The organism is Pseudomonas sp. NPDC087358, from assembly GCF_044900785.1.
Lineage (GTDB): Bacteria > Pseudomonadota > Gammaproteobacteria > Pseudomonadales > Pseudomonadaceae > Aquipseudomonas.
In genome coordinates, this window is the sequence record NZ_JBJDOA010000004.1 from 291701 (window position 1) to 316087 (window position 24387).

23 protein-coding genes are annotated in these 24387 nt (G+C 61.2%); 10 read left to right on the forward strand and 13 right to left on the reverse strand.

Features of this window, described 5'->3' with window-relative positions:
- The first annotated feature begins 8 nt into the window (after positions 1-8).
- From frlB to ACI2KS_RS11360, 4 genes are all read left to right on the forward strand, one after another.
- Positions 9-1037, forward strand: a complete 1029-nt coding sequence (gene frlB / locus ACI2KS_RS11345) for a fructoselysine 6-phosphate deglycase (protein ID WP_404620105.1) — start codon at positions 9-11, stop codon at positions 1035-1037.
- Positions 1038-1091: 54 nt separating this feature from the next.
- Complete coding sequence (gene frlD / locus ACI2KS_RS11350; RefSeq protein ID WP_404620107.1) at positions 1092-1880, forward strand: fructoselysine 6-kinase; 789 nt, start codon at positions 1092-1094, stop codon at positions 1878-1880.
- Between the two features lie 81 nt (positions 1881-1961).
- Positions 1962-2693, forward strand: a complete 732-nt coding sequence (locus tag ACI2KS_RS11355) for a GntR family transcriptional regulator (RefSeq protein WP_404620109.1) — start codon at positions 1962-1964, stop codon at positions 2691-2693.
- 444 nt (positions 2694-3137) lie between these two features.
- Positions 3138-3479, forward strand: a complete 342-nt coding sequence (locus ACI2KS_RS11360) for a LysR family transcriptional regulator (RefSeq protein WP_404620111.1) — start codon at positions 3138-3140, stop codon at positions 3477-3479.
- A gap of 176 nt (positions 3480-3655) precedes the next feature.
- On the opposite strand, the gene ACI2KS_RS11365 is transcribed toward ACI2KS_RS11360, so the two are convergent.
- Positions 3656-4210: a TetR/AcrR family transcriptional regulator gene (locus tag ACI2KS_RS11365; RefSeq protein WP_404620113.1), complete on the reverse strand. Its 555-nt coding sequence runs from the start codon at positions 4208-4210 to the stop codon at positions 3656-3658.
- Between the two features lie 327 nt (positions 4211-4537).
- Here ACI2KS_RS11365 and ACI2KS_RS11370 point away from each other — a divergent pair, with 327 nt between their 5' ends.
- A complete protein-coding gene (locus ACI2KS_RS11370; protein ID WP_404620115.1) occupies positions 4538-5416 on the forward strand; it encodes an NmrA family NAD(P)-binding protein in 879 nt (292 codons plus the stop codon).
- 74 nt (positions 5417-5490) lie between these two features.
- The gene (locus ACI2KS_RS11375; protein WP_404620117.1) at positions 5491-6234 is read left to right on the forward strand and encodes an SDR family oxidoreductase; all 744 of its coding nucleotides are present in this window, start codon (positions 5491-5493) and stop codon (positions 6232-6234) included.
- A 270-nt stretch (positions 6235-6504) separates the two neighbouring features.
- Here ACI2KS_RS11375 and ACI2KS_RS11380 read toward each other — a convergent pair whose 3' ends face one another.
- From ACI2KS_RS11380 to ACI2KS_RS11400, 5 genes are all read right to left on the reverse strand, one after another.
- Complete coding sequence (locus ACI2KS_RS11380) at positions 6505-7122, reverse strand: glutathione S-transferase family protein (RefSeq protein WP_404620119.1); 618 nt, start codon at positions 7120-7122, stop codon at positions 6505-6507.
- A 132-nt stretch (positions 7123-7254) separates the two neighbouring features.
- Positions 7255-8760 (reverse strand): efflux transporter outer membrane subunit, encoded by a 1506-nt coding sequence (locus ACI2KS_RS11385; RefSeq protein ID WP_404620121.1) that lies wholly within the window; start codon positions 8758-8760, stop codon positions 7255-7257.
- A gap of 1 nt (position 8761) precedes the next feature.
- Positions 8762-11947, reverse strand: coding sequence for an efflux RND transporter permease subunit (locus ACI2KS_RS11390; protein ID WP_404620123.1), 3186 nt, complete (start codon positions 11945-11947; stop codon positions 8762-8764).
- A gap of 6 nt (positions 11948-11953) precedes the next feature.
- Positions 11954-13183, reverse strand: a complete 1230-nt coding sequence (locus ACI2KS_RS11395; protein WP_404620125.1) for an efflux RND transporter periplasmic adaptor subunit — start codon at positions 13181-13183, stop codon at positions 11954-11956.
- A 420-nt stretch (positions 13184-13603) separates the two neighbouring features.
- The gene (locus ACI2KS_RS11400) at positions 13604-15463 is read right to left on the reverse strand and encodes an ABC transporter ATP-binding protein (RefSeq protein ID WP_404620127.1); all 1860 of its coding nucleotides are present in this window, start codon (positions 15461-15463) and stop codon (positions 13604-13606) included.
- Between the two features lie 382 nt (positions 15464-15845).
- Between ACI2KS_RS11400 and ACI2KS_RS11405 the strand changes: the two genes are divergently transcribed.
- The gene (locus ACI2KS_RS11405) at positions 15846-17138 is read left to right on the forward strand and encodes a diguanylate cyclase domain-containing protein (protein ID WP_404620129.1); all 1293 of its coding nucleotides are present in this window, start codon (positions 15846-15848) and stop codon (positions 17136-17138) included.
- 51 nt (positions 17139-17189) lie between these two features.
- Here the strand turns inward: ACI2KS_RS11405 and ACI2KS_RS11410 are convergent, their stop codons facing one another.
- The 3 genes from ACI2KS_RS11410 to ACI2KS_RS11420 all read right to left on the reverse strand — a co-directional run bounded on the left by ACI2KS_RS11410 (position 17190) and on the right by ACI2KS_RS11420 (position 19725).
- Entirely contained in the window at positions 17190-18419 is a 1230-nt protein-coding gene (locus ACI2KS_RS11410) for an MFS transporter (RefSeq protein ID WP_404620131.1), read from the reverse strand.
- A 451-nt stretch (positions 18420-18870) separates the two neighbouring features.
- Complete coding sequence (locus tag ACI2KS_RS11415) at positions 18871-19167, reverse strand: hypothetical protein (protein WP_404620133.1); 297 nt, start codon at positions 19165-19167, stop codon at positions 18871-18873.
- A gap of 195 nt (positions 19168-19362) precedes the next feature.
- Positions 19363-19725: a winged helix-turn-helix transcriptional regulator gene (locus ACI2KS_RS11420; RefSeq protein WP_404620135.1), complete on the reverse strand. Its 363-nt coding sequence runs from the start codon at positions 19723-19725 to the stop codon at positions 19363-19365.
- Positions 19726-19838: 113 nt separating this feature from the next.
- Here ACI2KS_RS11420 and ACI2KS_RS11425 point away from each other — a divergent pair, with 113 nt between their 5' ends.
- The 3 genes from ACI2KS_RS11425 (at position 19839) to ACI2KS_RS11435 (ending at position 21732) form a co-directional block, all read left to right on the forward strand.
- The gene (locus ACI2KS_RS11425) at positions 19839-20573 is read left to right on the forward strand and encodes an SDR family NAD(P)-dependent oxidoreductase (RefSeq protein WP_404620137.1); all 735 of its coding nucleotides are present in this window, start codon (positions 19839-19841) and stop codon (positions 20571-20573) included.
- Between the two features lie 71 nt (positions 20574-20644).
- A complete protein-coding gene (locus ACI2KS_RS11430) occupies positions 20645-21244 on the forward strand; it encodes an NADPH-dependent F420 reductase (protein WP_404620139.1) in 600 nt (199 codons plus the stop codon).
- 74 nt (positions 21245-21318) lie between these two features.
- Positions 21319-21732 carry a nuclear transport factor 2 family protein gene (locus ACI2KS_RS11435; RefSeq protein WP_404620141.1) on the forward strand — a complete coding sequence of 138 codons (414 nt, stop codon included), beginning with the start codon at positions 21319-21321 and terminating at the stop codon, positions 21730-21732.
- 14 nt (positions 21733-21746) lie between these two features.
- Here ACI2KS_RS11435 and ACI2KS_RS11440 read toward each other — a convergent pair whose 3' ends face one another.
- The 4 genes from ACI2KS_RS11440 to ACI2KS_RS11455 form a co-directional block, all read right to left on the reverse strand.
- The gene (locus ACI2KS_RS11440) at positions 21747-21917 is read right to left on the reverse strand and encodes a hypothetical protein (RefSeq protein ID WP_404620143.1); all 171 of its coding nucleotides are present in this window, start codon (positions 21915-21917) and stop codon (positions 21747-21749) included.
- A gap of 277 nt (positions 21918-22194) precedes the next feature.
- On the reverse strand, positions 22195-22593 hold the full coding sequence (locus ACI2KS_RS11445) for a nuclear transport factor 2 family protein (protein WP_404620145.1): 399 nt from the start codon (positions 22591-22593) through the stop codon (positions 22195-22197).
- Positions 22594-22680: 87 nt separating this feature from the next.
- The gene (locus tag ACI2KS_RS11450) at positions 22681-23301 is read right to left on the reverse strand and encodes an NADPH-dependent F420 reductase (protein ID WP_404620147.1); all 621 of its coding nucleotides are present in this window, start codon (positions 23299-23301) and stop codon (positions 22681-22683) included.
- A 110-nt stretch (positions 23302-23411) separates the two neighbouring features.
- The gene (locus ACI2KS_RS11455) at positions 23412-24353 is read right to left on the reverse strand and encodes an SDR family oxidoreductase (RefSeq protein WP_404620149.1); all 942 of its coding nucleotides are present in this window, start codon (positions 24351-24353) and stop codon (positions 23412-23414) included.
- Between the last annotated feature and the right edge of the window lie 34 nt (positions 24354-24387).

The following is a 24387-nucleotide window of genomic DNA, read 5'->3' on the forward strand; positions in this document are numbered from 1 at the left end:
CAACAAACATGCTGGATATCGATAAAAGCACGGTGGACTTTCTGGTCACCGAGAACATGGTTCAGGAAGTCGAGAAAGTGCTCGCGGTGGATGTGCCCAAGGTCAAGGCCATTGTCGAGCAGATGCTCGCCCGTGGCGTGGACCGCTTCTACTTCGTCGCCTGTGGCTCGCCGCTGAACGCTGCGCAAACCGCCAAGCATCTGGTGGACCGTTACTCGGGCTTGCAGTGCATGGCCTATTCGGGGTGGGAGTTCTGCGACAACACGCCCCATCGGCTCGATGAGCGCTGCGCGGTGATCGGCGTGTCCGACTACGGCAAGACCGAGGAGGTCATCCAGGCCTTGCGCCTGGCCGGCGAGCGCGGGGCCTTGACCGCCGCCTTCACCAAGCGCGCGGACAGTCCGATCGTGGAGGTGGCGGACTATGTCGTGGCCTACGAGGCAGATTGCATCTGGGAGATTCATCTGCTGCTGTGTTACACCGTGGCCCTTGAAATGATCAGCCGACTGGAGCCCGTCCCGCACCCGGATGTCGCGCGAATCACCCGCGAGCTTGGGCAACTGCCTGCGGCCCTGGGCGAACTGGTCCGTGGCTGGGAAGAAAAGGGTCGTGTGCTGGGCGAGCGCGCCTCTGCCTGGCCGATGATCTACACCGTCGCCGCTGGCCCCCTGCGGCCGTTGGCTTACAAGGAAGGCATCGTCACCCTGATGGAGTTCACCTGGACTCACGGCAGCGTGTTTGAGAGCGGCGAGTTCCGTCACGGCCCGCTTGAGGTGGTAGAGCCGGGGGTGCCGTTTCTGTTCTTGCTCGGCACCGATGAGAGCCGGCACACCACTGAACGGGCCATCCGTTTCGTGAAGCAATACACCGACGCGGTCATCGTGGTGGACTATGCGGATATCAGCCACGGCCTGCACCCCTGGCTGGCGCCATTTCTGATGTTCGTGCCCATGGAATGGTTGTGCTACTACCTCTCTATCTACAAGGACCACAACCCTGACGACCGCCGCTACTACGGTGGCCTGGTGGAATACTGAGTGCTGCAGGGCTGCCTCGGCGGCCCTGTATCTTCCACCTTGGGAGCGATAGTCATGAAAAGCCTGGTCACGGTTGGCGACAACTGCATTGACGTATACCCGGCGCTGGGCCGGGGTTTTTCCGGGGGCAATGCGGTCAATGTCGCAGTGCACAGCGCCCGCCATGGGTTGCGCCCGGCCTATGTCGGCTGGGTGGGCGAGGATGCCTACGGCCAGCAGTTACGCCGCGAGTTGGCCGCCGAAGGTGTGGACACAAGCCACCTGCACAGCAAGCCAGGCAGCACCGCGCAAACCTTCGTGCACTTACACGGCAACGAACGCGTGCTGGGGGAGTATGCCGAAGGGGTAATGAGCGGTTTCTACCTGAGCGAGCAAGACCTGTCCTGGATTGCGCGGTTCGATGTGGTACACGCGGGCATCTGGGGTCATGTCGAGCCCTATCTGGGCGCGCTCAAGGCGCGGGGCAAAATCATCAGTTTCGACTTCGCCGACAAATGGGACAGCCCACTGTGGCATGAACTGCCACCCAGCCTGGACTATGCCTTCGCCTCGGCGCGCGAGGACAGCGCCGGGCTGCGGGGTCGCTTGCGCGAAGTGAGCGACAGGGGAGCAGGCACGGTAATCGCCACCCTGGGCCCCGGGGGCAGCCTGGCCTATGACGGCCAACGGTTTTGGCACCAGTGCGCGATCCCCGTGGACATCGTCGACACCATGGGCGCTGGCGATGCCTTCATCGCCGGTTTTCTCAGCGCGATTGCCCGTGACTTGAGCGTCGAGCAGGCCATGGAGCAGGGCGCCCGTGGCGCAGCATTGACCTTGCAGTGTCAGGGCGCCTGGGGCTGAACGCCGGCCGGGGAAAAGCTGGCGGCGCCAGCGGCAGCGCTTATACTGGCTGCCGTGTTCGTTATTCAACAAGGATGGTCCATGCCCGGCTTGCAGCGCAATTCGTCCCAGCGTCTCTATGCGGTGGTCCGTCAGCGAATACTCGAGGCAATCGAGCAGGGCCAGTACCCGGTAAACGGGCAAATCCCCACCGAGCCCGAACTGTGTGAACTGCACGGGGTGAGTCGCATCACTGTGCGCAAGGCAATCACCGACCTGGTGAAAGATGGCGTCCTCACCCGGTTGCAGGGCAAAGGCACCTTCGTCCAGGGACGCAAGGTGGAAAACGCTCTGCTCACGGTCAGTGGCTTCACCGATTTCGGCATTGCTCAAGGCAAGAACACCCGAGAAGCGGTGATCAAGCAGGAGTTGATCCCGGCGGACGACTACCAGCAGCGACTCGACGTGCCCCAGGGCGGGCGTCTGTTCAAACTGGTGCGGGTGATGTACCTGGAAGAAGAACCGCTGTTCATCGATTATTCCTATATCCCGTTGGCTCGCTACCCGGAATTCGACCAGCGTTACCAGCCTGGACACTCCACCTACCAGTTGCTCCATGAACAATACGAGACCCGCGTGCGCAGCGACCGCAAGGTCATAGACGTGTACACCGCCACCAAGGCCGAAGCCAAGTGGCTGGGTTGCGAACCCGGCGAGCCGCTGTTCCGCATCAGCAAGACCGCCTATGACCAGGACGGCCGCCCTGTGCACTGCTCCGAACTTTATTGCCGGGCCAATCGGGTGAGCCTGACTATCGACAACATGGCCCGGTGAAGCAGCGTTCCACCCCTTCATCCGCGCAATCAGCTCAACAACTGACGGTGGTGCGCAATGAATTCGGCCGGGCTTGTCGTCTTCGCGATACTCCAACGCGTTTAAGCGCTGGTCCTGTTCGACAGGTATTGCATGGCAGGTGCGCCGTTAGCACCCGTGGCGCCAGTGACCCGATACGTTTCCATGAAGATAGCCAGGGTAATCAAGACCAACGGTTGTGAGTGGCAAGCAAATCGGAATTAGCATTACGGTTATCATGTTATGCTGCGATGCAACATTGCGGGTGTCATGTTTAACATCCTGAAGCATGATAATCGTACTGCTTGATATCAACACCCTCTGGCCCAGTGGAGTCGCCGTCAGTCGTCAGCGCAGCTGATTGCTGTCCTTGTACTGCCGGGCGTGTATTCACACCGCTGCTGAACCTGGCGATGGAGCAGAACGATGCATACCTATGAACAAAACCTGATGCGGCTGGACATGAACCTGTTGGTGGTTTTTATGGTGGTCTTTCGGGAGTTGAGCGTGTCGCGCGCGGCCGAGCATCTGAACGTTGGCCAGCCAGCGGTGAGTGGATCACTGGCTCGCTTGCGTCAGTGCTTTGATGACCGCTTGTTCGTCAGGAGCGGCAGAGGGATGCGACCCACCGACAAAGCGTTTCAGATTGCCGAGGCGCTGACCCCTGCGATGACTGTATTAGGTTCGGTGATCGACGGGTTCGCTGCGCGGCGCACGCGCAGGAGCAACCCAGGGGTTCCATCGGGAGCCGCTGCGACTGTCGCGTGACAGGCCTGGTTTACGACGTCAAGACCGGCCGGGTCGACACCGTGGTGCCTGCTGCGCCATTACGCCCGCAGGGCTAGTCGGATCCCGGGGGTCGCTGCACGCCTGTCCCTGGGCAGCGTTTGCCGTTGCCAGGGTTATCGCTCAAAAGACTCAGGTGGCCTGCAGGGCAGTTTCGACTACTCCAGCGACTGGCTGACTGCTTTGAGGATTTCTTCGGCGAAAGCAGGGTCGTCAACCGCCCGGGCCAGGACAATGGCGCCGACCATGCTGGAGATCTTGTGAATCGCATCACGGCGGATGTTGCGCTTGCGGGACTTGGCGAAGGGTGCCATGAGGCTGGTAATCACACTTTTAAGGTGTCGAGTGAACGCCGGCTGCACGGATGGCTCTCGGGCGACCTCTGAAGCGAGCGCGGTCATCAGGCATCCCTTGCCAGGCTCGTTGCGATGCCCTTGGCTGAGATAGTGCTGAACGTATTCGTGCATGGCTTCGGGCGTCTGCTCGGCTTCTTTCATCAACGCCAGCGCTTTGCAAGAAGCATCGCCGATGGTCTTGGCGATCAGGTCATCCTTGGATTCAAAGTGATTGTAGAACGCGCCGTGTGTCAGGCCGGTGGCCTTCATGACTTCACTGACGCTGACGCCGTAGAAGCCCCGTTCCCGGAACAGAATCGACGCATGTTCAAGGATTCGTTGATGTTTTTCTGCGGTTTCCTCGGCTGGGTATCGCATAAGACCTCTTCAGATATCGCAATGAACTGTCGTGATGCAAAGCAGTATAACCATCATGCTATCCCGGCGATAGCATGACGTCCGTACGGTTTGATCGAGCTCATGTCGACGGCGCGAGATGGCCTGGCGCTGCATTCAGAGGCGGACGGTCAGCCAACGCGGGTTCACTGATGCTGAATCAGGATAAATGTTAGACCTTTTCCACGGCTACTGGCCGCCCTGTGAAACGAGGATATTTGCTCCATCGGAGACGAGGCGCTCAAGCACTTACCCGAACTGATGCATGACGCCAATACGGCTAAACCCTTGATTTCAGGAACCACTCTCATGTCCAAAAAAGTTCTGATTACTGGCGCAACCGGCGACACAGGCCGTGCCGCTGTTCGTGAATCCATCGCTTTGGGTCTTGATGTCCGGGCCATGGTGCACAAGCTCGATGCACGCTCTGATGCGCTCAAGGCATTGGGTGCCGAAGTGGTCGTCGGTGACCTGCTGCAGATCAACACCGTTCGTGACGCCATGCAGGGTGTGGATGCTGCCTACTTTGTATGGCCTGTGCAGCCTGGCCTGATCAATGCAACCGTCAACTTCGCTCAAGCGGCCCGGGAGACCGGTGTCAAAACCGTTCTGAACCTCTCACAGCGTTCAGCCAACCGCGAATCGAGCAGTGATTCGTGCCGCGATACCTACATCGCTGAAGAAATCCTCAACTGGTCTGGCCTGCCGGTCATCCATCTGCGTCCGACGTACTTTCTGGAGTGGTTGTTGTATCCATGGCAGCTGCCGTTCCTGCAGCAGGGTGTGCTGCGCATGCCCGTGGGCAAAGGTCGTCACTCGCCAATCGCCGCAGATGATCAGGGCCGCGCCATCGCAGCGCTGCTGAAGCATCCTGAGGGCCATGTCGGCACGACCATCAACCTGTCGGGTCCGGAAGAAATGGACCACGAGCAGATGGCTGCGCAGTTGTCCGAGGCGCTGGGTCGCAAGATCGTGTTCCAGGATTTGTCGGTTGAAGAGTACGTGCAGTCGATCACCGAGATGGGCGTTCCTGCCTACATCGTTCAGCACCTGGACGGCGCGATGCGTGACTACCACAACGGACGCATGGCCGGCGCTGACAACAACATCGAAAAACTCACCGGGCGTCGGTCGATGACCGTCGGCGAGTTCGCTCGCCTGCACGCCGACCAGCTCAACGGCAACTGAAAAGGATCTGGCCGGCCGGTATTCACTGGCCGGCCGCTCATCGACCTGTCTTTTAACGAATCGAGAACATCATCATGAAAATCGAAAACGCTGTTGTTTTGGTCACTGGCGCCAACCGTGGTATCGGCCGCACCTTCGTCGAGGAACTGCTCAAGCGTGGCGCCGCAAAAATCTACGTCGCAGCCCGCGACACTGCGTCCTTGAGCGACTTGCTCAAGGCGGGTGACCGTCGCCTGGTGGCGTTGCCGCTGGATGTCACCGACCCTGATCAGGTTGCCGCTGCCGCCAGCGTGGCCAACGACGTGACGCTGTTGATTAACAACGCCGGTTACGCGGCGTTTGACGGTGCCATCTCGGCGACGTCCATTGACGACGCTCGTCAGGAAATGGAAGTGAACTACTTTGGCCCATTGGCCATGACTCGCGCTTTCGCCCCCGTACTGGCGAAAACCGGCGGTGGCGTCGTGAACATGCTGTCGATGCTCTCGCTGATCAGCCTGCCGATGGCCGCCACTTATTCGGCATCCAAAGCAGCCGGCCTGTCGCTGACTCGCAGCATCCGCGCTGAGTTGGCCGGGCAGGGTACCCAGGTGGTCGGTGTATTGGCAGTGCAGGCTGAAACGGAAATGGGTGCCAAAATGCCCGAGCCGCGCCTCAGCCCGCTGGAAATCGTCACCGACACACTGGACGCGGTCGAAGCGGGCAGCAACGATGAAGTCGTTGCCGGCGCACAGACTCGCGGTATCCACGACAAATTTACCGCCAACCCGCAACAAGTCCAGGCGATGATGTCCACCAAGCTGCCTCAGAAACGCTGAACCCCCGCACCCTCGCCAGGCATCACGCCTGGCAGACCTCTGGATCTGTCGCCGCCCGCCCGGGCGGCGTTGTGTTTTCCGGCGGTAAGGGCCTTCAAAGCGCTACCGCCGGCAAGTCGTGCTGCTACAGATTCATCTGACCCCGCTTGAAAGCTCCCTTCCAAACGCCTCAAGCCTCCCTTGCTGAACGCCTTCGTCCACACGGCGCCCGTGCATCTGCGTTGATCTCTTCTCTTTTCTACATCCCAGCCCCTTCAGCCACCGCTACCCTCAACTGCGGAACGTGCCCAGGCCTTGCTGCACCGCCGGCCGCGCTGCAATCATCTCGAACCACCGGGTCATGCGCGGCAGTGTCGCCCAGGGAATCTGGCCGCGGACCGACATGGCAAAGGTAAAGGCAGCGATGTCGGCCTTGGAGAAGGTGTCCCCGGCCATGTAGCCCCGTTCAAGGAAGCCTTCTGCGGACATCAGGTTCTCCAGTGCACGCTGATCCAGCGGCACGGCTGCCTCGCGCTGGCCGATACGCCGCACAAAGAATGCCGCGTGACTGACGGCGATCACATCGGTGATGAAGAACAGGAAACGGTCATGAACCCTGAACCGTTCGACACCCAGGGCTGCAGGCGACAGCCGCCCGGGGGACGTGGCGTCGGCGTAGTCGATGATGGCGTTGGACTGGTTGATCACCAGGGCAGGGGAGTAGCCGTAGTCCACAAGCGTCGGCACTTTGCCGGCTGGGTTGAGCGCGAGGAATGCAGGCTGACGATGCGCGCCGGCGGACAGTTCCATGGGCTTGGCCGTGAACACAATGCCCGCTTCAGCCAAGGCGATCGCGGCGCGTAAGCTGTTTCCGGTTTCAGCGCCGTACAGTTCTACTGCTGCTTGCATGGCTTCGCCCCTGAGTCTGTCGATACTCGCTCAAGCGTAACCCACCGATCGTGCAAGCGGGGGGCGGACAGCAAAACGGCCCCGCCTTTGAAAAGGCGGGGCCGTTCGGGTTATTGCCAGAATGCTGACGGGTCAACGGATGACGGTTGATGACTGCTCGGCCTCCGATTGCGCCTGCCAGCCGCCGCCCAGGGCGCGTATCAGCGCCACGGTGGTCACTGCGCGACTACCGCGCAGTTGCACGGCGCTGCGCTGCACGGTGGTGAGATTGCGCTGCGCTTCGATCATGTCCAGGTAGCCTGTGCGACCCGCCTCATACAGCATCTTCGCAAGGTCCGCCGAACGCTGCGCCGACACCACTGCATCGTCGGTCTGTTGTGCCTGACCGGCAAGGATCCGCAGCCCTGCCAGGTTGTCTTCGACTTCGGCAAACGCCACCAACACCTGCTGGCGATAGTCGGCAACCGACTCTTCCAGTGCCGCTTCACTGCGCTTGATGTTGTTCCTGTTGCGCCCGCCGTCAATGATCGGCATCGACATCAATGCGCCGAGCACCCAGGAGCGGCTGCTCCAGTTGAAAACGTCGGCAAGGGACGTGCCCACACCGCCCACGCCGCCGTTGAGGTTGAGCGCCGGGAACATCGCTGCGCGCGCCACGCCGATGCGGGCGTTAGAGGCTTCCATGCCGTGCTGGGCGATGACGATATCCGGACGACGCTGCAGCAGCGCCGAGGGGATGCCGGTCGGTATTTGCGGCAGTGAGGCAATGTCATTGAGCGGCTTGGCACCGGCGCTGAAGCTTGATGCCGGCTTGCCCAGCAGGACAGCCAGCGCGTGCTCGTTGGTCGTGCGTTGTTGCTGCAAGGCGATGGCTTCGGCGCGAGCGGTCGACAGGTCGGTCCTGGCCCGCGACAGATCAAACTCGCCAATGTCGCCCAGGTCGAAACGGCTTTGCACCACATGCAGCGTTTCTGCGCGCAGGCGCACCGTTTCATTCAGCGTCGCCAGCTCTGCATCGGTCTCACGCAAGCGGAAATAAGTCTGCGCAACGTCTGCCTGCAGCGACAGCAGCACCGAGCGGTAGGTGGCCTCGCTGGCCGCGGCGTCGGCTTGGGCCGCGCTGACATTCGACGACACCCGGCCAAACAGGTCCACCTCGTAGCTGGCGGTCAGGTTGGCCTGGTAAATGGTCTGTGGCGAAACCGGCGTGCCCGACGGCAGGCCCCGTGAAAGCGGCGAAGCCTGATTGCGCTCGACCCCGGCGTTGACGCCGATCTGCGGAATGCGATCGGCTTCGGCAATGCCGGCAATCGCCCGGGCCTGTTTCAAGCGGGCCGTGGCTTGCGCCAGATTATTGTTGCTGCGCGCAGCTTCATTGATCAGGGCGGTCAGGTCCGGGTCGTTGAATGCCTGCCACCACTCACCACGGGGCTGCGCTTCAGCCGCCCTCGCGACCTGCCAGCGAGTGCCGTCCGGCGCCGTGACAGGGGCAGCGGAAGACTCTTTGAACGCCGCAGGCGTATCCACCTGCGGCTGCTTGAACTCAGGGGCAGCGCAGGCGGCCAGCGCCAACGTCAGCAGCACCGCACTTGTACGTTTGAGAAAGCCTGCATGTTTGAGAAAGTCAGCAGCGTTCATATCAGTGATTCTCTTCAAGAGCGTGAGTGGTGACCAGCGTCGATTGGCTTCTGTTGCGGCTCAGGAACCTGGCCAGCGAGCGCATCAGCACGTAAAACACCGGGGTCAGGAACAGGCCGAAGAAGGTCACGCCGAGCATGCCGCCGAACACGGCCACGCCCATTGCATGACGCATTTCCGAACCAGGGCCGTGGGAGAACACCAGCGGCAGGACACCCATGATGAAAGCGATCGAGGTCATCAGGATCGGCCGCAGGCGCAACCGGCAGGATTCCAGCGCCGCCTCGATGGTCGATCGGCCCTGTTCTTCCAGTTCGCGGGCAAACTCGACAATCAGGATCGCGTTCTTCGAGGCCAGTCCTACCAGCACGAACAGGGCAATCTGGGTAAACACGTTGTTGTCGCCACCGGTCAGCTTGACGCCCAGCAGGGCGCAGAGGATCGACATCGGCACGATCAGGATCACCGCCAGCGGCAGGGTCCAGCTTTCGTACTGAGCGGCGAGGACCAGGAACACCAGCAGCACACAGAGCGGAAACACGTAGAACATGGTGTTACCGGCCAGAATGTCCTGGTAGGCCAGGTCGGTGAACTCGTAGGTGACACCCTTGGGCAGCACGTCCTTGGCGATACGTTCAATGGCGGCCTGGGCCTGGCCTGACGAGTAACCTGGTGCCGGGCTGCCGTTCAGATCAGCCGAGACGTAGTCGTTGTAACGCTGAACGCGTTCAGGGCCATAGCTGTCAGAGACGCGCATCAGCGAGGACAACGGAATCATGTCGCCGTTGTTGCTGCGCACTTTCAGTTTCTTCAGGTCTTCGACATGTGAACGGTACTGCTCATCGGCCTGAACCCGCACCTGGTAGGTACGCCCGAAGCGGTTGAAGTCGTTGACGTAGACCGAGCCCAGGTTGACCTGCAAGGTCTGGTAGATGGTTGGCAGTGGAACGCCCAATTGCTTGGCTTTGTCGCGGTCGATATCGGCGTAGATCTGCGGCACGTTGATCTGGTAGCCGGAGAACACACCCACCAGCTCCGGGGCCTTGCGAGCCTGTGCCTGCAACGCTTGGGTTGCTTTGTTCAGAGCGTCATAGCCCACGTTGCCGCGGTCTTCGATCATCAACTTGAAGCCGCCCAGCGTACCCAGGCCATCGACCGGCGCCGGTGGCACGACCAGAATGAACGAGTCCTCGATCGAGCCCATCTTCTTGTTCAGTTCGACAGCAATGGCGCCCGCGCTGAGATCCCTGGTCGTGCGCTGTTCAAAGTCCTTCAGGTCACTGAAGGTAATACCGGCGCTGGGCGAGGCGGTGAAGTCGTTGACCGACAGGCCAGGGAATTGCACGGCATGCAGCACGCCCGGGGTGTCCATGGCGATCTTGCCCATGCGCTGAATAATCGCGTCGGTGCGGTCCAGCGATGCAGCGTTAGGCAACTGGGCAATACCGATCAGATAGCCCTTGTCTTGCAGCGGCACGAAACCGCTGGGCACCAGTTTGAACATCAGACCGGCGCAAGCGGCCAGCAACACATAGATGGCAATCGAGCTGCTCTTGCGTTTCAGCGTGCCTTTGACACCGCGCTCATAACGCTGCGAGGAACGTCCGAAGAAGCGGTTGAAAGCGGTGAAGAAGCGTCCGAACAGCTTGTCGATCACCCGGGTCAGGACATCTTTCGGCGCATCGTGAGCCTGAAGCAGCGTCGCCGAGAGCGTGGGTGCCAGGGTCAGCGAACTGAATGCCGAGATGACGGTAGAGATCGCAATGGTCAGGGCGAACTGTTTGTAGAACTCGCCGGACAGGCCCGGCACGAACGCAATGGGGACGAACACGGCACACAGCACCAGGGCGATGGCAATGATCGGGCCGCTGACTTCTTTCATGGCCTGGACCGTCGCATCACGCGGCGACAGGCCGCCGGCGATATTACGCTCGACGTTTTCGACGACCACGATGGCGTCGTCCACCACGATACCGATCGCCAGTACCAATCCGAACAGCGACAGGGTGTTGATCGAGAAACCAAAGCCCAGCATCACCGCGAACGTGCCGACCACCGAGACCGGAACCGCCAGCAGAGGGATCAGCGAGGCGCGCCAGGTCTGCAGGAAGACGATGACCACCAGTACCACCAGGGCAATGGCTTCGAGCAGTGTATGGATGACCGCATTGATCGACTGCTGCACGAAACGCGTGGTGTCGTAGACGATGTCGTACTCCATGCCCGGCGGGAAGTCAGCCTTGAGCTCTTCCATGCGGTCGCGGACATCACTGGACATCTGCAAGGCATTGGCGTTGGGCGCTTCGAAAATCACCAGCGCGACGGCAGGCTTGTTATCCAGCCGGGCGCGCAGGTTGTAGGCGTTGGCACCCAGCTCGATGCGAGCGACGTCACGCAAACGGGTCAGCGCACCATCGGCACCGGTACGGACGATGATGTTGCCGAACTCTTCAGGGGTTTGCAGGCGGCCCTGGGTCTTTACCGAGAGCTGGAAGTCGCTGCCTTTGGACGGTGACTGGCCGATAGCACCGCCCGCGACCTGCACGTTCTGTTCACGGATCGCGTCAGTCACATCGGTGGTGGTCATGTCGCGAGCGGCAATCTTCACCGGGTCCAGCCAGATGCGCATGGCGTAGTCGCCGGAACCGTTCAACTGGACCAGGCCGATGCCATTGAGGCGGTCGAGCTGGTCCTTGATGTTGATGGTGGCGTAGTTGCGCAGATACTGATCGTCGTAGCGACCGTCCGGCGAAATCAGATGCACCACCATGGTCAGGCTTGGCGACGATTTGATGGTCGTCACGCCAATCTGCCGGACTTCTTCGGGCAGGTGCGGCAGGGCGCGCTGGACGCGGTTTTCAACGTCCGTTTCGGCTTGCGAGACCTTGGTGCCGATTTTGAAGGTCACCGTCAGCAACAGATTGCCGTCGGCAGTGGATTGCGACGACATGTACAGCATGTTGTCGACGCCGTTGACTTCCTGCTCCAGCGGCGTCGCCACAGTCTCGGCGATGACCCTGGCATCGGCGCCTGGATACTGCGCGCGGATCTGCACCGATGGCGGCACGACGTCCGGGTACTCGGCAACCGGCAGGGTGAACAGCGCGATCAGCCCGGCGACGAAAATGATGATCGACAGCACCGCCGCGAAGATGGGTTTGTCGATGAAGAATCTGGAAAATTTCATGATCGATTACCCTTTCGCCTTGGTGTCTGGTTTAGCGTCGGAAGTGGCCTGGACCACCGGTGCGTCAGGATCGAAATCCATCGAAACCATGTGCGGTGCCAGGGTGGCGCCAGGCATGACGCGCGGCAGGCCATTGACGACGATCTTTTCACCCGCTTTCAGACCGCTGCGCACGATGCGCAGGCCATCGACCGTGGCACCCAGCGTGACCTGGCGGTATTCAGCCTGGTCCTGCGGGTTGACGACGAAGACAAACTTGCGGTCCTGATCGGTGCTGATGGCGCGCTCGTTGATCAGCACGGTCTGGCTCTGGTTGCCGCCTTCGGTACCGCCTTGCAGCTGCACGCGAGCGAACAGGCCCGGGGCCAGGGATTTGTCGGCGTTGACGAAGATCGCGCGCATGCGTACGCCGCCGGTCTGGGGGTCAAGTTGGTTGTCAACGAACTCAAGCTTGCCCTCATGGGGAAAGCCCTGTTCGTTTGCCAGACCGACTTTGACGTTGACGTCCTTGCCGTTGTGATGGGCCTTGCCGACACGCAGGTAAGTGTCTTCATCGCCGTCGAACGTGGCGTAGATTCTGTCGTCGGACACGACCTTGGTCAGCACGGCGCTGGTATCGACCAGGTTGCCCAAGGTGATATCGGCCTTGCCGACACGGCCGTCGATCGGCGTGGTGACACGGGTGTAGCTGAGGTTCAATCGGGCGTTTTCGTACTGCGCTTCGGCGGCGCGAGCACTGGCGTCCAGCTCCTTGAAGTTGGCGCTGGCTTCGTCCAGTTCACGCTGCGCAATGGCTTTTTCGCCGATCAGTTTCAACGACCGGGCCAGTTCGATTCTTGCCAGTTCAACCTTGGCCCGTGCTGCGGCGGCAGCGGCTTCAGTGCGGTTGGCCTCGGCTTGATAGGGGCGAGGGTCGATCACGAACAGCACGTCACCTTTCTTGACGATGGCGCCAGGGTTGACGTTGACGCTGGTGATGAAGCCGCCGACGCGAGCACGGATATCAACGCGTTCGATGGCCTCCATGCGACCCGAAAACTCCTGGGTTTCGATGATGCCTTTCTCGATCACCGTCGCGGCGGAAACAACGGCACCGGGCGCCACTGCTGCGTCGGCAGGCTTGCCACTGGCATCGTTGCAGCCGGCAAGATTGAGCGTCAGCAAACCCGCGACTGCCATTGCTACTGCACTTGCGATCGGGCGGTTGTGAGTCTTCAGGTAATGAACAGTTTTCATGATTTGTCTTCGAAAGTTGGATGAGTTGATTGGCGGAAAGCTGGCATTACGCACTCAGAAAGCACCCGATGGCATGAGCGACGGCGGGCCGCAGAACACAGGGCAGGTCGCCGATGGACGTAACATTATGACCATCATACTTAAACTGCAATTCCGAAAACGACATTTGCAAAATCAATGAAAGTGATGGGAAGGCGGCCGGCGGGCTCAGAGCCCGAACAGCTGCGCGCCTGCGACAGGGGTTTGTATCGGGCGCAGCAATGGTTCCGGCGCAGGGCATGGATGCCGCTGCGTCTGCTTGTACCTCAAAAGATCAGGGGGGAGCCGGCGAATAGGGCATTGCACAAGGCTGACGCAAAAGCTTGGGGCGGCGTGCACCCCTGGCAGTCATCTGCAGGTGACTGCCAGGGTCGTTGGCTCTCAGGCCTGCTCGATAGATTCAGCCACGCCCTGATCCTCACCCAGAAACCCGCCGCTCTGATGCTGCCACAGCCGCGCATAGGTGCCGTTCCTGCCAAGCAGTTCGGCGTGGGTGCCTTGTTCGATAATGCGTCCGTCGTCCATCACGATCAGCCGATCCATCGCCGCAATCGTCGACAGCCGATGGGCGATGGCGATCACCGTCTTGCCCTGCATCATTTCATCGAGGCTCTCCTGGATGGCCACTTCGACTTCCGAGTCCAGCGCGCTGGTGGCTTCGTCTAGCAGCAGGATCGGCGCGTTCTTGAGCATCACCCGGGCAATGGCGACGCGTTGGCGTTGGCCGCCCGACAGTTTGATGCCGCGCTCGCCCACCAGCGTGTCGTAGCCGCTATGGCCCTGGCGGTCGCTGAGCTGGCTGATGAAACCATCGGCCTGGGCGCTGGCCGCCGCACTGCGAATCTGCGCCTCGGTCGCGTCGGGGCGGCCGTAGGCGATGTTGTCGCCAATGGAGCGGTGCAGCAGGGAAGTGTCCTGGGTGACCATGCCGATGGCGCTGCGCAGGCTGTCCTGGGTCACGTGCGCGATGTTTTGTCCGTCGATGCGAATCTCGCCCTTGTCCACGTCGTAGAAGCGCAGCAACAGGTTGATGAGCGTCGATTTGCCTGCGCCGGAGCGGCCCACCAGGCCAATTTTTTCCCCCGGGCGGATCGCCAGGCTGAGCCCGTCGAGCACCTGGCGTTCGCCGTTGTAGTTGAAACTCACGTTGTCGAAGGTCACCGCGCCGCCTGAGGTCACCAGCACGCCCGCGTCCGGGGCATCCTGCACCTTGGGGCCACGGGTCAGGGTTGCCATGCCGTCCTGAACGGTGCCGATGTTCTCGAACAATGAGGTCATCTGCCACATGATCCAGTGCGACATGCCATTGATGCGCAGCGCCATGGCGGTGATCGCGGCCACTGCACCGGTGCCGACTTCCCCGTGGTGCCAAAGCCACAAGGCGTAACCGCCTGCCGCCATGATCAAGGCGACCACCAATGCCTGGTTGACGATCTCGAACTGGCTGACCAGGCGCATCTGGCGAAAGCCGGTCTGTTTGAAGTCTTCCATCGCCGCGCGGGCAAAATGCGCTTCTCGTTTGGAGTGAGAAAACAGCTTCACCGTGGTGATGTTGGTGTAGGCGTCGGAGATACGCCCGGTCATCGACGACCGCGCGTTGGCTTGTTCCTGCCCGACTTTGCCCAGACGCGGCACGAAGTACCACATGGCCAGCCCGAACAAGGCGAGCCAGGCCATGAAAGGCAGCATCAGTTTGGGCGCGAAGCCGCCAGCCAGGGCGATGATCGCGATGAAGTACACGCCGATCCCCGGGGCGATCTCGATCACTGTGAACAGCACCTCGCGCACCGCCAATGCGGTCTGCATCACCTTAGTGGTGACCCGGCCGGAGAACTCGTCGGAAAAGAAAGACAGGCTTTGCCGCAGCATCAGGCGATGGAAGTCCCAGCGCAGCCGCAACGGCAAATTGATCGCCAATACCTGGTGCTGCACCATCGTGCGCAATGCCACCAAACCGACGCTGGTCAGCAGGACGATGGCGATACCCCACAGCACATGGCTTTCCTGTCCGGCCGCATCGCCGCCTGCTTGCCAGGTCGAGAGCAGGTCCACGACCTGCCCGAGAAAGGAAAACAGCCAGGCTTCATAGATCGACACTGCGGCACTGAGCAGCGCAAGCGCCAGAATATAGCCGCGGGCACCGCGGGTGCAGGCCCACAGGAATCGCGCCAGGCCGTCGGGCGGCGGCGGTACTTCGTCGGGCGGGAAGGGGTCGAGCCATCGTTCAAATGCACGAAGCATGGTGGTCTCCGAAATGATCAATTCAGGGAGATTCTGCCACGAACGACGCCTTGAGGGTTTTGCGGGGACGACACAAGGCCGCTAGGGAGGTGTTTACTCAGCGGTTGCCAGGCCACATGTAGTCCCGGATGCAGCGCCGGCGGCACGCCGTGAGGCCCGATGCTGGGTAGGGGTCAGCCCTTGCGCCTGCTTGAAAGCGCGGACAAAGGAGTACACGCGTATCGCCGGGGTGCTGACCCTGCGCTGAGCACCCCTGCGAGGGAAAAAGGATCCAGGAAACCACCCGCTCCTGTATCCACGGCTATGCTATCGCAGTGTCTGCCGGCGATCGTTTGCCGCGCACGATTTCAGTGACGGGCCGTCAGGGACAGGGAGGTGCAGGTTGCACACACAAGGTGAAATGCTGGAAATCCTGGTCGTCGATGACGAGGAGGACAATCTTGAGCAAATGCAGGAATTGCTCGAAGAGCTTGGCAGGCCGGTGCGTTGCGTCAGCTGCGGCAAGGATGCGCTGGCGTGCATGGCCGGCGGCAACATCGGCCTGGTGCTGATGGATGTACAAATGCCCGGCATGGACGGCTTTGAAGTCGCCCGGCGGATGCGGGCTGACCCGGACACTCGATTCACCCCGATCATCTTCATTTCCGGCATGCGCCAGACCGACGCCGTGTTGGCCCAGGGATATTCCGCCGGCGCGGTGGATTTCATGTCCAAACCTGTCCACCCGGCGATGCTGGTGCACAAGGCCCGGGTCCTGCTGGAGCATGATCGCTATCGGCGCGACCTTCTGCACACCGGCCAGCAGCTGGAGCGCGCGCGGGCGTTCAACGCATCGATTCTCGACAATACCGCCGAAGGCATACTGGTGGTCGGCAGCGACGGGCTAATCCGTTTCGCCAATCCGGCCATTGTTCGCATGCTCGGCACGTCTGAGGCGCAATTACAGGGCAGTGAGTTGCTGGACTGGATCGAGACCCCAAGGGATGACGACTGGCAGACGTCGGTCTGGCTGGATCATTTTCGGCGCGGTGAAAGCCTGCGCCTGCACGACGCCAACCTGCGTAACCGGGACGGTCAAAGCCTGGCGGTGGCGTTATCCGTTTCACCGCTGTCTGAAGGGCAGGATGCGATGACACTGCTTGCGCTGGACATGTCAGCGGTGCGCGAGCTTCATCGCCAACTCGAAGTCATGACGATCACCGATGCGCTGACCGGATTGCTCAACCGCCGCGGCTTCATACAGGCGTTACAGGCGGCCATTTCGCGCAATCAGCGTAGCGGCCAGATGAGTGCCCTGCTGTACCTTGACCTGGACGGTTTCAAGCAGATCAACGACCTGTTTGGCCATGATCGTGGCGACGAGGCACTGCGATGGGTCAGCCATCAATTACAGGCCTGTCTGCGACCCTACGACCAATTGGCGAGGATCGGCGGTGACGAGTTCACTGTAATCATTGAGGGCGTCAACGGGCCGGACGATGCAGCCGCTGTCGCGCAGAAGCTGATCGGCCAGGTGAGCGCCGATCAGGACAGTTTCCGCCTGGGCGCAAGCGTAGGCATTGCCTGTCTGCCAAGCAACGGGAACACCGTTGCAGAGCTGATGCGCGCCGCCGACTCGGCGATGTATGAAGCCAAGCGCCGCGGCAAAGGTCAGCATCGGTTCGCCCCCGGATAAGCCGGGGTCTGGCGGCCAGCCTGCACGCAGGGGCGAAAGCCTGTCTGCCACTCAAGGGCGTGCCAACAGGCCGCGCTGTACCCGCCAGACCAGATAACCGGCAGCCAGCGTGGTCGCGACCAGCAAGTAACCCACCACGTCGAAATGCTGCAACTTGCCATCGGCACCGATCAGTACGATGTGCCCGGCCACCAGCGAGGCGAAACCGCCTGACAACTGCTGGATGGCCGCGCTGACAGCGTTGAACGCGCCGCGATGAGACGGCTCCGGGACCCCGGCGACCATGGCCTGGAAGGGGATGATCCTGGAAAAAATGCCCACGAACAATACGGCGTTGACCAGGATGACCCAAGGCAACGGCACGTTGGAGAGGTGGGTGTAGATCGTGACCATGATGATGGTCAGCGCGCTGCCCAGGTAGAACACCGGCAGCTTGCCGAAAGCGTCGCTGGCGCGGCCAATCAGCGGGCCGGTGACAATGGTGCACAGACCGGTGAACAGGTACACGGAGGGCAGGCTGCCGATGTCGATGCCCAGATTATTGACGGTGAAGGCGCTGCCGAACGGCATCAGCATATAGCCGCCGGTGGTCAGCAGGCCGGTCGCGGCGAAGGCAGCCCAGTGGCGTCGCGCCGCCAGGGTGTTGAACAGGTGAGCAAAAGCTGTGTGCTCCTGACGCGTGGCCAGGTGGTCGGCCACCGGACGCATGACCAGCAGGATCACCAGCCCCCCGGCGGCGCCCATGGCCGCCAGCAGCAGGAAAGGCGCATGCCATCCCCAGTGGTTGGCCAGATACAGACCCACCGGCAACCCCAGCACCTGACTCGCGGCGAAGGCGGTCTGGATCACACCCATCACCCGGCCGCGAGATTGCGGGGCGAACAGGTCGGCGGCGATGGCCAGCACGATCGAGCCGATCACCCCGGCGAAGATACCGGTGACCACGCGTGCCAGCAACAAGGTCTCGAAGCTGGCCGCCAGGCCACACCAGAGGGTGCCGATGACGAACCCGCTGTAGAAGAACAGCAGCAGTTTCTTGCGATCGAAGCGATCGGCAAAGCCAGCTGTCAGCAGGCCGGAAAGACCGGCGCTGAACGCATAGGCGCTGACCACCAGGCCAAACTGGCGGGCGGACATGCTCAGCGCCGGCATGATCATCGCGCCCAGCGGGGCCATGAGCATGAAGTCGATAATCACCGCGAACTGCAGGGTAGCCAGCAGGCCGACCACGAATTTTTGATAGCGGCTGAAGGGCTTCAAGGTGGGGACGTCGGAATTCATCAACGGGCTCGGTCAGAATGGGCTGCAGGCATGCGGCCCATGATGGTGCAAAAGCGCCCGATAAAAAACCTCCCCCAAAGCAAGTAGTGTTGAAAGGCCGGTCGACGGTTCTCGGCCAGGCTGCGCACAGCCCTGCGGCAACTCGGCAATCGGCAGCATTGAGCGCACGCACGTGTCTGAGAGTCTGCTTAGGTTACCTGCCCAACAAGGCTTCCCGATAAGTGCAGTTCACACGCGGGTGAGGAAGATCATCAGTCAAGACCGGGCGGTGGCGGATTCTTCAAGAGAACCATTCAAGCAGACAGCCGTTCCGTTGCCTGAGGTAATGTGCGAAGCCCGAGATGAGAGGTTTGGTTACCTTGCCGGATGATAGTGCAGCCAGCGATGGCAGAGATCGTTTCGGGCTTCGGACACTCAGAAGGCGGTTTCTAACACCTCTGAGACAGCAGCTTCATTCACTGCTCTTTCGCAGGGCATTCACATCGTCAGTGGATCGCTCTGCTGCTCCTTGAACTTCGGGATGCGCCAACTGGGCAGCGTTACTGCCGGTCGCCTGGATGTTTCCATCCGCTGTATCGGCAACGTCGTCGTACGTGGCCGAATATGCCGAGTTTGTCGCTGGCTGGGAGGAAGGAGTTACTTTCTCGACAGTGATCCCGCTATGTTTTTTCGGTGGGTCTGCGAGCTTGGTCAGGCTGGCTGCGCAAAGCAGTGTCGCGACCACCACACTCAGTGGGTTGATGTTCATACGCTACGCCTCCTTGAGAGTCGCAACGTTGAGTGTGGACGCTACGGCGCCGGCCCCGGGTATTTGCGACCAGCGGGGTGCTCAGAGGCGCAACGGCCAACGGCTGCCCTCGACCGCGCTTGGACATCACTGACGGCTTTCGATTTGCTCACCCCCCTGCGCAGGATCGTCCGACGGAGCGGTTTTCACAGCTGGTCAGGACGAAGTTTCGCGCTCGGCGAAGATGTCTGCCATCTGCGCCGCGTTCTCGGTTCCCCAGGTGCACAGCGGGATGATTGCCTCAGCCAGGCCGCGACCCAGCGGGGTCAGCGTGTAATCCACGCGTGGAGGCACCTCCCTGTAGTCGGTTCGCGCCAGTACGCGATCGGCTTGCAGATCCTTCAGGGACTGGATCAGCACCTTGTCACTGACGCCCGGGATCAAGCGCTTGAGCTCGCCATAGCGTTTTGCGCCGTCGCGCAGGAAAAAAAGGACCAACGGTTTCCACTTGCCGGAGATGATGCGCAGCGTGGCGTTGAGCCCGCAGCCGGTGCCGCAGATTTCAGGTGATGTCGTCATTTTTTGATACTTACCAAAATGTGCATACTTGTCGTTAGGTTATCAGGACTGCATCCTCGTTCTCAAGCAAGCAGTTCTCTGCTTTCGGATAACTTCAACGAAGGATGCACGACATGACCAGATTGAATGGCAAAACCGCCGTGATCACCGGCGGCGCGACCGGCATCGGCCGCGCAGCAGCACAGCGCTTCATCGAGGAGGGCGCCATCGTCTTCATCTTCGGTCGCCGGCAGGAAACGCTCGACGCCGTGGTGGCCGAACTTGGGCCTAATGCCCGCGCGGTGAGGGGCTCGGTGTCCAATGAGGCCGACCTCGAGCGTCTTTATGCTGCGGTGAAGGCCGAGCGCGGTACCCTGGATATCGTCTTCGCCAATGCCGGTGCGGGAAGCCAGGCCCAACTGGGCGAGATCACCGCTGAGCACATCGACGAACACTTCGATACCAACGTCAAGGGTACGATTTTCACAGTACAGAAGGCGCTCCCGCTGATGGGCCAGGGCGGTTCGATCATCCTGACCGGTTCCAGCGCCGGCACCACGGGCGCCCCGGGAATGAGTGCCTACAGCGCGAGCAAGGCGGCAGTGCGCAACCTGGCGCGGACCTGGGCGCACGACCTGAAGGGTACCGGCATCCGGGTCAACGTGCTGTCGCCCGGAGCTACGGCGACCGAACTCGCCAAGCAAGCACTGGGCGAGGAGGGCCAGAAGGCCTATGCCGCGATGACCCCACTTCAGCGCATGGCCGACCCGGCGGAGATCGGCGCCGTCGCTGCCTTCCTGGCCTCGTCGGACAGCAGTTTCATGACCGCCAGCGAAGTCGCCGTCGACGGCGGCCTGGCGCAACTCTGACACGCCCGCCCCATGGCGCTCCGTTCAGTTGATCGGGGCGCCATGGGGCCTACAACACCCAAGGAAACCCTATGAGCTACGCAATTATCGGCTTCGGCAATATCGGCCAGGCTTTGGCCAAGGCGTTTGCCCGCAACGGCATCGAAGTGTCGGTCGCCACCACCCGTGACCCGCAAAGTTTTGCATCCGCTGCGGCCGCGATCGGACCCGGGATCATTGCCAAAGACCTGGCCTCGGCCCTGGAGGCGGATATCGTCTTTTTGGCTGTCCGTTTCGAGTCGCACCGCGATGTCGCGAAGGCGCTGGCGACCTGGAAAGGAAAAACCATCATCGACGTGACCAACGCCTACGGCGTGCCCCCTGAAGAGCTGGGAGGTCAGCCTTCTTCCCGGGTCGTGGCGCAGGCCTTCACCGGCGCAAGGCTGGTGAGGGGCTTCAATCATTTGGGCGCTGCCGTCCTTGACCAGGACCCCGCCGTGAAGGGTGGCAGGCGGGTGGTGTTCCTGGCGAGCGACGATGACCATGCCGCAGCGGATGTCGCGGCGCTTGCGCAACGTCTCGGTTTCTCGCCGATCACACTTGGCGGGCTTGCCGAAGGTGGCCTGCTTGTGCAGGCGCGCGGGAATAGTTGGGGTCAGTTGATCTTCAAGGACCTGGTCAAGTTCGACTGACACTCGTGCTCGCAATTTCCGATGCGATGCTGGCTGGCGCTAGCAAGGCAATCCTCGAAAGTGGAGAAAACTCGATGAGCATTCAACAAAATATCCAGACAGTGAAGGACTTTTTTGCAGCGATGGGGGCCGGCAACAGGCAGGATCTGCTCGCGCTGGTTACCGATGATATTGAGTGGATCATTCCGGGAAGGGATTGGCCGCTGGCCGGCACGCATCGCGGGCACTCGGGACTGGACGATCTGCTTCAGAAGGCTTGCGCAATGGAAATTTCATCCCCGACACCCCCGGAGTACGTAGCGCAGGGAGATCGGGTTCTGGTGATCGGCTTCACTGAGGGCAAAGTCAAAGCCACGAATAAGACTTTCGAGGACCATTGGGTCTTCGCGATTACCGTGCGCAATGGAAAGTTGACGAGCATTCGCGAGTACGTCGACACGCAAGCCCTGGCGCGGGCTGCCGAAGTAGGCGCGAGTCCTGGTTCCTGACCCGATGTGTGCATTCAGTCGAGGTAGGTCCAGGTGTTGGCACCATCAAAATTTCTCACCGCGATGCGCTGGACCAGACTCTGATCGAAGTTGTTCATGTTGATGCCCACCTCGGCGCCCGCTTCCGGGGCCAGCGCCTCCCAGTGCGTGACGCATCCGCAGGTGTTGCAGCGAAACGTCTGCAAGGTTTTTCCACCCCATACGTACGCTGACGTGTGCCGGGGATGTCCTTCAATTTTGACCATCGAAGCGTCGTAATGAGCCCAACGTGCTCCCAGTCTGAAACAGATCGAGCAATTGCACTTGATCAGGTGAAGGGGTGAATGGGAAATGGCCAGGCGGACATTCCCACAGTGGCATGAACCTTCAAACGGCCCGTCCCTGGTCTGCATCTGCATGGCGACTCCGGCGTAAATTCTATTCAAGTGTGAGGTTGGCTTCAGCGAGCTTATAACGAACAGCTCACCCTCTCTTAGAGGAACGTGCCAGTGCTTGCGTGTCTATGTATTCGCGGATGTTTGTCACTTTGCCATTTCGAACAGTCATGGCGAAGACAAAATGGTCCTCGAATGTCTTGTTCGTGGCCTTGACTTTCCCGGTGGCGAATCCGACCACGATAATCCGGTCTCCCTGCGCTACATATTCGGGGGGCTGCGGGAATGAGGTTTCTATTTCGGACGCCTTCTGCAGCAAATCTGCCAGGCCCTGGTGTCCGAGGTGCGTGCCGGCAAGCGGCCAACCCTCGCCTGGAATAATCCATTGGATATCTTCGGCGGACAACGCCAGCAGACCTGTCTTATCGCCGCGGCCCAAGGCTGCAAAGAAACGCTTTACGGTCTGAACATTCTCTTGTGTGCTCATCGAAATCTCTCCATTTCATTACCCGGGAAGTGTCCGATCTGATCGGACACGTTGTGGGCCTGATGATGAGAAAGTGCTATCGGTGCTTCAGCCGATATCGACCTTCATGGCGATGTCCCAGCTGCCAGCGCCGTTTTTAGCCAGGCCGATCATCATCAGACCGAGCCACTCCAGCGTCTGGGCCATTTGCAGGCCGCCGACATCCAGCGGACGCAGGCCGAGACTCTCGAGAAAGGCCGACACGCGCGCCTTGGCATGCGCATCGTCCGCCGCGATGAACGCGTCCAGACGTTCATTTTTGTCAAGTACATGGCCGAAGAGGGTATTGAACGCCTTGACTACATGGGCGCTGGCGGGGGCGCCCTTGGCGATCTCCTGCGCGCCGGAACTGCCCAGGGGGGTAACGAGGCCCGAGAGATCGGAAGCGATCGGGTTAGTGATATCGATGATCACCTTACCGTCGAGCGCTTTCCCAAAGTCGGCCAGTACCGCCATCGCACTGGTGTATGGCACGGCGAAAATGACGATGTCGCCCACCGGAGTGGCGCCGTAAGTCCCCGTGATTGCCCCGCGAGCGAGCTTGTCGGCAAGCGCCTGCGCCTTGGCGGGATTGCGGCTGACCACCTCGACGGTGTGTCCGGCCTTGGCGATACGGGCAGCGACAGCCGTGGCCATGCCTCCCGAACCGATGATGCTGATAGTGCTCATGTGCAGCCTCCTGTTGGAATCAGGTATTTCTGTCGTTTATAGACTGGGTACGCCGTCGCGGCTTGCCACCCACCGGGCGCAGTGCGGCTCGAAGGCGTCCCGCCGTCTAATCAGTCGGCGGGGAAGTAATGACCGTTATCAAGATCGTCGAAGAGCCCCGGCTGGGTCGGTTCCCAGCCAAGAACCCGGCGTGTGATGGCGTTCGATGTCGGGGTGTCCAGCGTGACCAGATTCGCAAGGAAGCCGAAGTAGCCAGGCAGCATCAGCACGTCCCCGGGAATCGGCACGGCCGGCAGATTCAACCGGCTGGCAATGGCTTCGGCGATCTGGCGGTAGGGGACAGCCACGTCGGCGATTGCATGCCAGCTTCTGCCCGCAGCGCCTTTCTCCAGCGCCAGGCGAAACACGGTGGCGAGGTCACGGGCGTGCACGGCGCCCCAACGGTTGGTGCCGTCTGCGGGATAGCCAACGACGCCCTTTTCCTTGGCCAGCCCGATCAACAGCGGCAGAAAGCCGGCGTTATCGGTGGAGCTGTGCATGATCTCAGGGATCCGCACGATCGAAGACCGTATGCCCTTTTCAGCGAGACCGATCACCGTGGTTTCAACGATGTTGCGAACCCGCAGGGTGTTTTTGTACGGATCGCCACCGGGAAGGGGTGCGTCCTCCTCGGTGGCCGGCCGGCCTAGACCCTCCCACCCAGGCGAACCGACGCTTCCAGAAACGACCAGCGGCTTTCCGCTTCCGGCTAGCGCTTCACCATAGGCGAGCATGATCTCAAGCTCCGCGGCCGCAACGGCGTTGATCCCGCCTGTTGGCATCAGATCCTGTCGGTGCGCGACGTGGATGACGCCGTCCGAAGCTGCGGCCGCCTCCTTGAGCCCGTCGAGATCCTCCAGATTGCCGCGACGCACCTTGGCGCCGAGTGCCGCAGCCTGCGCCGCGGCCGTATCGGAGCGGGCCAGGGCGGTGACCTCATGGCCGGCCGCGATAAGGTCGCTGATGATGTACGGACCGGAATGGCCGGTGCCGCCGGTTACAAAAACGTGCATATGCGTGCTCCTTGTGAGTGATGGAGTGTGGCAA